This window comes from Brevibacillus choshinensis (assembly GCF_016811915.1).
GTDB lineage: Bacteria > Bacillota > Bacilli > Brevibacillales > Brevibacillaceae > Brevibacillus > Brevibacillus choshinensis_A.
The window spans coordinates 1,340,245-1,352,098 of record NZ_CP069127.1; the positions used below are offsets into that span (position 1 = coordinate 1,340,245).

Consider the following 11,854-nt stretch of genomic DNA (forward strand, 5'->3'; position numbering starts at 1 on the left):
GAGAACGAAGATGGCAGCGACAGCAACGCTCAACCAGGCAGTGGAAGACATCAAGCAGCAAGTAATCGAATGGCGTCGATATTTGCACCAGCATCCGGAGCTATCCTTTCACGAGGAAAAGACTGCTCAGTTCGTCTATGATACGCTTCAGTCGTTCGGCAATCTGGAAATTACACGTCCTACCAAGAACAGCGTCATGGCGCGCTTGATCGGACCTGAACCGGGCAAGGTCCTGGCGATGCGGGCAGACATGGACGCCCTCGCGATCACGGAAGAAAACAGCTTTGAGTTCGTCTCGAAAAATCCTGGCGTCATGCATGCGTGCGGCCACGACGGGCACACCTCCATGCTGCTGGGCACAGCGAAAATTCTTTCGGGCATGAAGGATAAAATCAAAGGGGAAGTGCGCTTTTTCTTTCAGCACGCAGAGGAAATTTATCCGGGCGGAGCGGAGGAAATGGTGCAGGCAGGCGTAATGGACGGCGTGGACATGGTCATCGGGACGCATTTGTGGGCAACGATGGAGTACGGGACAGTCGGGATCTGCCCTGGACCGATGATGGCAGCTCCTGATACATTCTGGATCAACGTATTCGGAAAAGGAGGTCATGCCGCTTTGCCGCACCAGACCATCGACAGTATTGCGATCGCTTCCCAGGTGGTTACCAACCTGCAGCATATCGTTTCCCGCAACACCGACCCATTGGAAAATCTGGTACTCTCCGTGACGAAGTTCGTGGGCGGAACCACACACAACGTCATTCCGGGAGCTGTAGAAATTTGCGGAACCGTCCGCAGCTTCAACAAAGATTTGCGTGAAGAAGTTCCGAAGCTCATGGAACGTGTCATCAAAGGGATTACCGAGGCGCATGGTGCAACGTACGAGTTCACCTACGAATTTGGCTATCGTCCGGTGATCAATGACGCTGAAGTGACCCAGCTGATGGAAGAAGTAGTGGTAGAAGCTCTGGGAGCAGAATGGGTGGATCACATGCGCCCGAACATGGGCGGGGAAGATTTCTCGGCATTCATGCAGAAGGCGCCGGGCTGCTTCTTCTACGTCGGAGCGGGCAACCAGGAAAAAGGCATCACCTATCCGCACCACCACCCTCGCTTTACCATCGACGAGGATGCATTGGCAGTAGGAGTCAAAATGTTCCTGCATGCTGCCAAAAAAGTTGTAATGGACTAAAGAGAAGTCCTGACAATAAAAGAAAGAAAGCGAAGCCTCCTGTTTGCCAAAACGGGAGGTTTTTTTGCACAGCCAAGTTTTCTAAATTACTCCATGCGAAACAGTTTGTGCCAGATGGAGGTTTTCCGCCGCTCGTCATTGATTTTGGCCAGCTGCATCTTCGCATCCATGATGTCATTCATCGCCTTCATCAGACGACGATCGCGCTCTTTGAGGTTCGATCGAATGTACGCCTCCTGTTTCTCAAAGCGCTCGAGGAGTTCCTGATGGGCGGTTTCCTGTCGCTGCACGTGAGCTGCGAGAGCGTGCAGCTTTTCTTCCAGTCTGCTGCTCTCTGGCGCATGCACAGGAGAAGCGAGAGCGACAGCTGTTTCCATGCGTGCAGGCAAGGGGGCCTCGTGGCTGACGATCATGAGTGCCGCTTCTTCCTGGGGAAAAAGCTGATCTTTGGTCAAGCGATAGAAGCGCTGCAGGATTGCCACGTCCATCTGCCTGTACTCACGACGGTTTTGGCTGTCACGAAGAAACCAGTAGCCATGCTGCTCCAAGAGCATGCTCCACTTGCGCAGCGTGCTCGCTCCAATCCCGAGCAAATCTGCTACCTCTCTGCCGCTGTACGTGCGTTCCCTCGCAACCAATTCTATGACATTGCCCATCGGTTACCCCTCCTGTCTATGACTGAAGAACCTTCTTCATACGCTTTCTTTACACGCACTAGTTTTCCTGTATGGAATCGTGCGACAAATTCCCGCAGTGCTCGTACAAAAGTTGTCCGAGCGTCGAGGGACTTGTTGAACTGAGTCAGATGATGTAGGGGTACAAGTACATTTTCGCTTCCATTCCGCATTTGCTCTAGTAGGGCGGAATCGTATGTACATAGGATGCTGTAGAAGGAGGGATTGACCATGGCATTTAAAGACCAGATGAAAAAATTCGTTGGGAGAAACGTAAAAGTGGAAACGGTGCGCGGAAATTTTGTTGGTCGGTTGATCGAGGTAAAATCGACTTCTTTGATCATTCGCGAAACTGAAAATAATCGCCGCATTGTCATTAGTGCGTCGAAGATTATCGCAGTGTCGGAACAAACACCTAACTGCTAGGAATGAAGGACACCTTGCGTACTCACTCGAGATGCGAGGTGCTTAAGGCTGTCGAGCGATCGGCAGCTTTTTTATTCAATCAGAACTTCGTACACTTCCTGTACAGCAGGTGGATTTTATTCCCACCCTTCTTCGTGGTAACATGAGAGAGGTATGAGATTACGAAGAAGGTAGGGGAAACGATGCTAGATATCAAGTTTCACGGACATTCTTCCGTTCAATTGACTGCGGAAGGCCATTCCATCATAATCGACCCGTTCATTACGGGAAATTCCCAAGCCGCCACCAAGCTGGAAGACATCAAGGTGCAGTACATCCTGCTGACTCACGGGCACCAGGATCATATCCTGGATGCTGTCGAACTAGCTCTTGCGAATGACGCGACGATCGTAGCGACGCACGAGCTGGCTACATACATGAGCTGGCAGGGAGCAAAAGCGATCGGCATGAATCTGGGAGGAACAGCTTCGCTTCCGTTTGGCAAAGTCAAAATGACGCAAGCATTCCACAGCTCAGCTGTCGTGCTCGATGATCAAAAGCAGATCGTATACATGGGTATGCCAGGTGGTTTCGTCATTGAAATCGGGGGCAAAACCATTTATCATGCAGGCGACACTGGACTGTTCGGCGATATGAAGCTGATCGGGGAACGCCATGACATCGATCTCGCATTCCTCCCGATCGGGGATTTCTTCACGATGGGACCAGAGGATGCCGTCACGGCAGCGGAATGGGTGAAAGCCGATTACGTCATTCCGATCCACTATGATACTTTCCCGCCAATCAAGCAGGACGGAGAGGCGTTCGTGGCGGAGCTGGCGGAAAAAGACATCCGCGGCAAGGCACTGAAGCCAGGGGAGTCCTTCCGCTTATCGTAAGCGATTCTTCAAGGATAAGTGGCACCAGTAAAAAAGTCGCCTTTCCCAGCTGAAGGAAAGGCGGCTTTTTTTGTACAAACCTACGCTGGCCAAAGGCCGCAGCAAATCACAAGCCTTCTACCAAACGAGCGGATCGGATGGCCGCCTCGCTCTTTACTTCTTCCCAGGACATGCTCAGCAGCTCTCGATTTCGCATCAAAACCTGTCCGTTTACAATCGTCGTGTCGACATCTGCTCCAGTCGCGCTGTATGCGATCAAGGAATGCAGGTCATGGATGGGCTGCAGATGCGGTTTGTCCAGATCGATCAAAATGAGGTCGGCGCGCTTTCCGACTTCGAGCGTCCCTACCTGCGCATCGATTCCGAGCAGCTTGGCGCTTTCGATCGTCGCCATGCGAAGTGCCTGCTCGGCTGGGAGGACAGTAGGATCGCCGGATTCGAGCTTTTGCATCCACGTGGCTGCTTTTATTTCCGCAAACATGTCCAGGGTCGTCGCGCTCCCGGCTCCGTCAGTCCCCAAACCGACGGTGATGCCTTGAGCGATCATTTCCCGTACAGGCGCAATGCCGCAGCCGAGCTTGAGATTGCTGACAGGATTGTGCGAGACGCCACCCCGCATGCCGCGCAGCAGGCTCACATCCGTACGAGTCAGGTGTACCGCATGGGCGAGCAGAACATGGTTGTCAGCAAACAGCCCCAGCTCGTGCAAATACTCGGTTGGAGACTGACCGTAGCGGGAGCGGATTTTTTCGACTTCCTCCACGGTCTCTGCCAGATGGATGTGCAGGGGAATGCGCCGGTTCCGTGCCAGCTCGATTACCTCTGACAACGGCTGTGGAGGGCAAGTATAGGGAGCGTGCGGACCCAGCATAGTCGTAATGCGGCCGTCCCCTGCGCCGGTCCAGTTCTCGACCAGCGCAAGCGCCTCGCTCATGCGTCGTCCCCCGTCATCCTCCAGAAAGACGAGCCCGCGGGTGAGGGCAGCGCGCATCCCGCTGTCCACGACGGCCTGCGCGACCGCATCCATGTGGACGTACATATCTGCAAAGGCAGTGGTGCCAGACGAAATCATCTCTGCGGTACCGAGCATGGTGCCCCAGTAAATATCCTCTTTGGTCATTCGCGCTTCGGCGGGAAGCATTTTTTTATCCAGCCAATCCATCAGCTTGAGGTCATCAGAAAAAGCGCGCAGCAGGGACATGCTGGCGTGATTGTGGGCATTGATCAGTCCCGGCATTGCCGCCATGCCCTTCGCGTCGATCACCGAGTCGGCCTGCTGCTCGATCGATTCTGCGATGCGCGTGATTTGTCCCCCTTCGATCAGCACATCGCCGACAAAAGGTTTGTCTCCCTGCACCATCGTCAGGATGGAGCAGCCTTTAATCAATAAGCTGTTCATATCCATTTCTCCTTTTCGTTGTCTAATCCGTTTCGGTTTTCAGCGTAAAGCTTGACGCGACGGAAAGGTCAAGAGGAGAAAAGAGAAGCGGGCGAGAACAAATCGGGGCGAAGCAGTCATGAATGTGGATCTTCTGAAATATTGTTTATTAGATAACAGTTGACGTAGGAAATATTGCTTCATAAAATGAAGATAAGATTCGGGGAAAGCGGTGTCATTTATGCTAAATGGGGGTCTAGTCAGCCTACAGGCGATTTTGGACGAGTTGAAGCCATCCGAACGCAAGGTGGCTCAGTTCATTTTGAAGCAGCCGGAAGATGTGGTAAAGCTATCTGTACAAAAGCTGGCGGAGCTGAGCGGCGTGTCCGAAGCGACCATCATTCGCCTGGCACGTTCGCTGAATATGAAAGGGTATCAGGAATTAAAGCTGCGCATTGCCGGAGATCTGAACAAGCAGACGGCGGGAGTCGGCAGCTATCAGGAAATCATGATGGAAGGCTCAGTGGAATCCATCATGCAGGCAGTGAGCTGGAACAACGTACAGTCCATCCAGGATACGCTCTCAGTCCTGTCGAGTGAGGAAGTAAAGCATGCGGCAGATGCCTTGTCTCGGGCGAGAAAAATCGATGTGTACGGTGTGGGTGCATCTGCGGTGATCGCCGATGATATCAAGCAAAAGCTATCTCGAATCAACCTCTGGTGCGAGGCCTACTCCGATTTTCACGCTCAGCTGACGTCCGCAGTCAATTTGACGGAGCAGGATGTCGCTTTCGGAATCTCATACTCTGGGCAGACAGAGGATATCATCCAATCGTTGACGGAAGCCAAGCAGCAGGGGGCCACGATCATCAGCCTGACGAAATTCGGTTCATCACCTGTAGCTGATCTGGCGAGCATCCGCCTGTTTACGAGCTCGGTAGAAAAAAGCGTTCGCAGCGGAGCGATGGCGTCTCGCATCGCCCAGCTGAATGTCATCGATATCTTATTTATCGCCATGGTCAGCCGAAAGCAGGAAGAAGTCATTCCCTTGCTGGAGAAAACGAGGGTGGCCGTTAGCCGGACAAAACGCTCATCCAATTGAGGGGGAGAAGGGCATGGACGATGTGAGGGACTTATTGCAGGAGTGGGTGGACAATGGGTGGCTGCCGGGTGTGTCTCTGCGGGTCTTGCAGGGACAAGGCGTATGCTTTTCCTGTGACGTGGGGGTGAGGAGCATCGAGACTCGCCAGCCTGTCACACCGGATACCTTGTACGATTTGGCTTCCCTGACAAAGGTCACTGCGACATTGCCTGCCCTGCTCCTGTTGATGCAGGAGGGGCGAATCAGACCGGACGATCCGATTGGAAACTATTTTTCTGATTGTCCAAAGGATAAGCGCTCCATCACGATTGCACAGCTGCTCACCCATACTTCCGGCTTGCCTGCCGATCTGATGGAGCGCAGGCGTGACAGTCAGCTTTCCTTGCCCGACCTGCTGTACCATCAAGAGCTGCTGCAGGAGCCGGGGACAAAGGTCGTATACAGCGATTTAGGAATGATCTGGCTCGGTCTTTTGATAGAAGCGGTGACGGGTGAACGGTTGGATCTGTTTGTGAATAAACAAGTTTTTACGCCGCTAGGCATGAACCGCACCCTTTATTGTCCGAATAATCAGGATTTTAGAGACGTGGCACACACGGAATTCTGTACACTCACAGGCTCATACCTCGCAGGAGAGGTGCATGATGAAAAGGCGTTTGCGATGGGGGGCATCGCGGGACATGCCGGATTGTTCGCCACGGCAGATGATCTGTGTCGATATGCAGCAAGCTGGATGTCTGGGGAGGATTCTCTCCTCGACAGGGAGTGGAAACAACGCGCCATTCATTGTCAGACCCCGGCAGGAACGGAGCGCAGAGGGTATGGCTGGCAATGCAACGATCCAACGGGCCAGCTGAGCTGCGGCTCCGGTTTTCATCCTGACAGCTACGGTCACACCGGTTTTACAGGTACGAGCATATGGATCGATCCTGTACACGAGTGGGCCGTCATTTTACTCACCAACGCAGTGCATCTGGGACGCGATCATCTGTTGCGGCAGCTGCGGCCGACGATTCACGACGCAGTCACAGCTCATCTTCAGCGAGCTTGACCATAGAGAGCATGAATCACATCCAGGCACGAGAAAATGGGGGAGGGTTAGGTATGAAAAAGTATCGGTTTCACAAAGCAGCTTCTGTCTTGCTGGCTGCTGGATTGCTGCTTACCGGATGCAGCGGTGGGGGAGGAGATGCAGCAAAGCCTAGCGAGCCGGGGGGGACTCCTGGTGGCAGCCAGGGAGGCGGAACGGAGCAAGTGACGCTGTCCATGCATAGCTGGCGCGTCGAAGACACAGAAGGCTACGCCAAGATCATTGCCGCATTTGAAGCGGAGAACCCAAACATCAAGATTGATTTCAAACCATTCAAAGCTACCGAGTACAACACCATTCTAAACACAGCACTCCAAAGCGACAGCGGTCCCGATATTTTGCAGCTTCGTCCTTACGCCGCAGGCACTGCTTTGGCGGAAGCGGGGTATTTGGAGCCGCTCGACAGCCTAGCTGGCATCACGAACTTCCCGAAAGACGTCCTCAAAGGAGCTACGGGCAAAGACGGCAAGGTCTACGGAGTGCCGCTTTCGCTCAGTACCACGCAATTTTACTACAACAAGAAAATCTTCGAACAAAACGGCTTGAAAGAACCAAAGAGCTGGGATGAGCTGATCGCCACAGCCAAAGCGCTGAAAGAAAAAGGAATCGTTCCCATTTCCTTGGGGGCAAAAGAGGGCTGGCTGCTCTCCCTGAGCCATGGCGTGATCGCCCCGGCTAACCTCAGAGACGGAGACATCGCCAAGCTCTTGAAGGGCGAAATCGATCTGAAAAGCCCTGAATTCCTCAAATCCGTCCAGCGCATGCAGGAACTTACACCTTATTTCCCGGAAAATTATGTAGGGCTTGAACAGAATGATATGAGGACATTGTTTGCGACGGAAAAAGCAGCCATGTATATCAACGGCAGCTTTGATCTGGAAGCGATCAAAAAGCTGAATCCGGACCTGCAGCTGGATTTCTTCCCGATGCCGACGGATGATGGCAAAGCGGTCATCACGACATGGGTAGACGGTTCCTACGCTGTGAATGCCAAATCGAAGCACAAGCCGGAAGCGCTGAAATTCATGGAATTCATGACAACCAAAAAGTTTGCCGAAATGTACGCCAATGAGTTGAAGATGATCAGTGCCATGCCGGGAGTGCCGCTGCAGGATCCGCTCTTGAACAAAATGGCGGAGCTGTCCCAGTCCAGCCCCGCGCCTTACTTGATGATCATTCATTTTTCGGAAGGCAACCCGACGACCAAGAAGACGCTGGAGAATTCGCTGCAAGGGATGTACCTTGGCAAATTGACGCCTGAACAAGTCGCGGATGACGTGCAAAAGTCAGCTGCGACCTGGTTCGCACCTTTTAAAAAATAAGCACGAGGGAGTGGCGGCGGAGGGAGGAGACTTCTTTCGCCGTAACCCTACCATAGGGGGTGGGTACCATCGCAACAAGCAGACAGAAGGGGCGAAGAAGCTGGGTGATCCACCTGTTTCCCCTCCCGGCTCTGATCCTTTATGCCCTATTTGTGGTCTATCCGATCTTTTCGGCGTTTACGTACAGCCTCTATGACTGGCAAGGCATCAAGCGCGGTGTATTTGTCGGGCTGAAGAACTTTACGACGCTGTTCACGGTTGAGCCATTTAACGAGATGTTTTGGAATGCGTTTAGTCACAATCTTCTGTACTTTGTCGTGGAAATGATCGTGCAAAATGGTGTTGCTTTTACCTTGGCTTTTTTCATCTATCGAAAGATTCGGGGAGCAGGCTTTTTAAAAGTGGCGTACTTCATCCCGCGGCTTCTCTCCGTCATCGTCGTCGGTTTTTTGTGGAAGCTCATTTTTAATCCCAATTACGGTGCGCTGAACACGTTTTTGACCAAAATCGGTCTGGCGGAGTGGGCAAGACCGTGGCTGGGCGATACGGATACCGCTCTTCTGGCGATCATTCTCGTCAACTGCTGGTTTGGCGTAGGATTTGCGATGCTGATATTTTTGGCCGGGCTGCAGTCAATTCCCGAGGAGCTGATTGAAGCCGCGCGACTGGATGGGGCACGCGGCATCACGATGCTGTGGAAGATCATCCTTCCGCTGTGCATGCCGGCAATCACGATCATGACGATCTTTACGTTCATTCAGGCCTTCGAGGCATTCGAGCTCGTGTATGCCATGCAAGGGTCGATGGGAGAGCCGTTTTATTCGACGGATACGCTGGCGGTGTACTTTTATCGGATGGCCTTCAGCAGTGCTGGGGGAGGAGATGTATCCATCGGTCTCGGTTCGGCCCTGGCTGTCGTGCTGTTCATCATCGTCGCGTCCGTGTCCGCCCTTTCTATGCACCTGATGCGAAAGCGGGAGGTCCAGCACTAAGCGATTGATTTCGCAGGCGAAAAGAGACTCGATAGAAGAGGGGAGGAATGCGTTTTGAAAACGAGCATAGGCGGCAGAGCGGTGCAATACGTGATCGCGTACCTTTTTATGCTGGTGGCACTTTATCCGATTGCCTTGATGATTGCCTCCTCGTTCAAAACCAATATGGAAATATTTGCAAATCCGTTGTCGCTGCCAAGCTCTTTGCACTTCGAGACGTATCAGAAGCTGTGGAAAGCCGTTCCTTTTGCCGATTTCCTCTGGAACAGCATTTTTGTCAGCGGAATGTCCGTTTTGCTGATTACCGTTTTTTCTGCGATGGCTTCCTTTTACCTGGCCCGGTTTTCGTTTAAATGGACAGCAGCGCTTACCTTCTTTTTTCTCCTGGGATTGATGATTCCGATCAAGCTGGGGATCGTTCCGCTGTTTATCCTGATGAAAAATCTGGGACTGCTCAATTCTCTCTGGTCACTCATCCTGATCTACACGGCTAGCGGAATTCCCCTTGCTGTATTCATTTTGACGGGGTTTTTCCGGACGCTGCCTGTGGAGCTGGAAGAAGCCGCCCGGATCGATGGCTGCAGTAATTTCCAAGTGTTTTGGAAGGTACTGCTGCCACTGATACGACCGGCGCTGGCTACGGTCGTGATCATCAACTTTATCCACGCATGGAATGACTTCTTCTTTCCGCTCATCTTCATTCAGAAAGAGACGCTCAAGACGATTCCCGTCGGCATGATGGTGCTGTTCGGGGAGTATGAAACGGATTGGAGTCTTTTGTTCGCAGGACTCACCTTGTCGGCCGTGCCGATGATCGGCGTGTTTTTGCTGGCGTCCAGACAGTTCATGGAGGGGTTGACGGCTGGTGCAGTCAAATAAGGAGCAGCGCTTTGTCCTTGCATTGGATGGAGGAGGAACCAAAACGAAAGCAGCCATTTGCAACTCGGAAGGCCAAATCGCAGCCATGGCGGAGGGAGAAGCGACCAACCCGCTCTCTCGTCCATGGGAAGCGGTGGAGAATACCATCCGTGCGCTAGTCCGAGAAGTCATCGAGCTCGCAGGTACGGATGAAGCCGCTGTGTCCGTGCTCTACCTCGGCCTCGCCGGGGCGGATCGACCTCAGATCAAAGATCGCCTGCGTGAAGCGTTCGCAGCCGAATGGGGGGATAGGCTCGTACTCGACAACGACGCTGTATCCGCTCTGTACGCTGGCACCTTTGGCGAACCCGGGATTGTTTTGATTGCCGGGACGGGTTCGATCGCGTATGCGGTGACGGCAGAGGGAGAAAGGCAGCGCACAGGAGGATGGGGCTATCTGGTCGGGGATGAGGGCAGCGGATTTGACATCGGACGCAGAGGAGCGCAAGCCGTCCTGCAAGCATCGGATGGGAGAGGGAAGACGACCCTGCTTACAGGCTTATACCTGGAGCATTTTGGGGTGAACCGGCCAGATGAGCTGATCGCCCGCATTTACGGGGGAGCCAATCCTCGCAAGGAGCTTGCGGACACGAGCACGTTGGTGGAAAAAGCGGCGAGCCTCGGTGATGAAGTGGCCACGGAGCTCATTAGCCTTGCTGCAGATGACTTGGTGGAGCTGGCTTCGGTCAGCTTGCGAAAGGCGGGCAGCTCTCTGCCGGTCGTACTGGCTGGCGGGCTGATTTCAGCAGACACGATTCTGCGTCGCGAGGTGCTGCGGCGAGCCGGGTTTGCGACGAGGGTCTCGACTGCTCCTCCGGTCATTGGTGCGCTGGTAGCCGCGATGAGGTGCGCAGGATGGCACGTGGACGAGGCGATTCAATCCAGGCTCGGGCAAAGCGGAACCGCATAAAAAAGGAGGGAAGCCTGTGGGGGAGAATTTGCATCAGCTCCAGACAGAAATGCGAAATGCTTCGAGCGAGCGACTGGATCAGATGTCGGCGCTGGAAATCGTGACGTTGATGAATCGGGAGGACCACAAGGTAGCGCTGGCCGTGCAGCAGGTGCTGCCTGAGGTCGCACAGGCAGTCGAGCTGATCGCCCAGGCTCTGGAAAAAGGCGGGCGTCTGCTGTACATTGGTGCCGGAACGAGCGGGAGGCTGGGGGTTTTGGACGCTGCCGAATGTCCGCCGACGTTTGGCACGGATCCTGCCCAGGTGCGCGGGATCATTGCAGGAGGTCAGTCCGCATTGACTGTGGCGGTGGAAGGCGCGGAGGATTCAAGCGCCTTGGGACAGGAGGACATACGGGAGGCGGGTGTCACGGCGGGGGATGTTGTCGTCGGCATCGCAGCTAGCGGCCGAACGCCCTATGTCATCGGTGCGCTGGAGGAGGCCAAGAAGCGCCAAGCGATAACGATATCGATCGCTTGCAACCCGGGATCGGAAATCGATCACGGAGTGGATGTGTGCATCAATCTGGCCGTTGGTCCGGAGGTCGTGACAGGCTCTACCCGGTTAAAAGCGGGAAGTGCCACGAAAATGGTATTGAACATGCTTACCACGGCGAGCATGGTGCGCGTAGGAAAGGTGTACGGCAACTGGATGGTCAATGTACAGGCGACCAATCACAAGCTGCGGGAGAGGGCCAAGCAGATCGTCATGCAGGTAACCGGCATCAAGTATCCGGAAGCCGAGATCCTGATCGCAAAGGCAGCAGGAGACGTGAAGCTGGCGATCGTGATGCAGCTGACGGGTTTGCCGAAGGAAGCCGCAGAGGAAAGGCTGCAGCGCGCGGGCTACAAGGTGCGTCAGGCGATCGAACTTGGAGAGGCGAGTGAAGCTCCTTAGAGGCAAAAGCGCTTCGCCCCTGCGAAAAAGACTGG

The 11,854-nt window shown here is 53.9% G+C and carries 12 protein-coding genes; 10 read left to right on the top strand and 2 right to left on the bottom strand.

The features are described from left to right. The first annotated feature begins 10 nt into the window (after positions 1–10). On the top strand, positions 11–1,192 hold the full coding sequence (locus tag JNE38_RS07120) for a M20 family metallopeptidase (RefSeq protein ID WP_203355904.1): 1,182 nt from the start codon (positions 11–13) through the stop codon (positions 1,190–1,192). Positions 1,193–1,278: 86 nt separating this feature from the next. On the opposite strand, the gene JNE38_RS07125 is transcribed toward JNE38_RS07120, so the two are convergent. Then, the gene (locus JNE38_RS07125) at positions 1,279–1,848 is read right to left on the bottom strand and encodes a MerR family transcriptional regulator (protein WP_203355905.1); all 570 of its coding nucleotides are present in this window, start codon (positions 1,846–1,848) and stop codon (positions 1,279–1,281) included. Positions 1,849–2,097: 249 nt separating this feature from the next. Here JNE38_RS07125 and JNE38_RS07130 point away from each other — a divergent pair, with 249 nt between their 5' ends. Continuing rightward, the gene (locus tag JNE38_RS07130; RefSeq protein ID WP_203355906.1) at positions 2,098–2,292 is read left to right on the top strand and encodes an LSm family protein; all 195 of its coding nucleotides are present in this window, start codon (positions 2,098–2,100) and stop codon (positions 2,290–2,292) included. Between the two features lie 182 nt (positions 2,293–2,474). After that, on the top strand, positions 2,475–3,170 hold the full coding sequence (locus JNE38_RS07135) for a metal-dependent hydrolase (RefSeq protein WP_203355907.1): 696 nt from the start codon (positions 2,475–2,477) through the stop codon (positions 3,168–3,170). Positions 3,171–3,276: 106 nt separating this feature from the next. Here the strand turns inward: JNE38_RS07135 and JNE38_RS07140 are convergent, their stop codons facing one another. Next, complete coding sequence (locus JNE38_RS07140; RefSeq protein WP_203355908.1) at positions 3,277–4,569, bottom strand: amidohydrolase; 1,293 nt, start codon at positions 4,567–4,569, stop codon at positions 3,277–3,279. Between the two features lie 220 nt (positions 4,570–4,789). On the opposite strand from JNE38_RS07140, the gene JNE38_RS07145 reads away from it, so the two are divergent. Genes JNE38_RS07145 through murQ form a run of 7 tightly spaced genes read left to right on the top strand, consistent with a single transcriptional unit; the run spans position 4,790 to position 11,819 of the window. After that, the gene (locus JNE38_RS07145; protein ID WP_203357445.1) at positions 4,790–5,650 is read left to right on the top strand and encodes a MurR/RpiR family transcriptional regulator; all 861 of its coding nucleotides are present in this window, start codon (positions 4,790–4,792) and stop codon (positions 5,648–5,650) included. A gap of 13 nt (positions 5,651–5,663) precedes the next feature. Beyond that, a complete protein-coding gene (locus JNE38_RS07150; RefSeq protein ID WP_203355909.1) occupies positions 5,664–6,701 on the top strand; it encodes a serine hydrolase domain-containing protein in 1,038 nt (345 codons plus the stop codon). 53 nt (positions 6,702–6,754) lie between these two features. Then, positions 6,755–8,062, top strand: a complete 1,308-nt coding sequence (locus tag JNE38_RS07155) for an ABC transporter substrate-binding protein (protein ID WP_203355910.1) — start codon at positions 6,755–6,757, stop codon at positions 8,060–8,062. A gap of 59 nt (positions 8,063–8,121) precedes the next feature. Then, positions 8,122–9,054: a carbohydrate ABC transporter permease gene (locus JNE38_RS07160; protein ID WP_203355911.1), complete on the top strand. Its 933-nt coding sequence runs from the start codon at positions 8,122–8,124 to the stop codon at positions 9,052–9,054. A 54-nt stretch (positions 9,055–9,108) separates the two neighbouring features. Next, the gene (locus JNE38_RS07165; RefSeq protein WP_203355912.1) at positions 9,109–9,933 is read left to right on the top strand and encodes a carbohydrate ABC transporter permease; all 825 of its coding nucleotides are present in this window, start codon (positions 9,109–9,111) and stop codon (positions 9,931–9,933) included. Beyond that, on the top strand, positions 9,920–10,882 hold the full coding sequence (locus JNE38_RS07170) for an N-acetylglucosamine kinase (protein WP_203355913.1): 963 nt from the start codon (positions 9,920–9,922) through the stop codon (positions 10,880–10,882). Before JNE38_RS07165 ends, JNE38_RS07170 begins: the two co-directional genes overlap by 14 nt. 16 nt (positions 10,883–10,898) lie before the next feature. Further along, complete coding sequence (gene murQ, locus JNE38_RS07175) at positions 10,899–11,819, top strand: N-acetylmuramic acid 6-phosphate etherase (protein WP_203355914.1); 921 nt, start codon at positions 10,899–10,901, stop codon at positions 11,817–11,819. Positions 11,820–11,854: the final 35 nt, after the last annotated feature.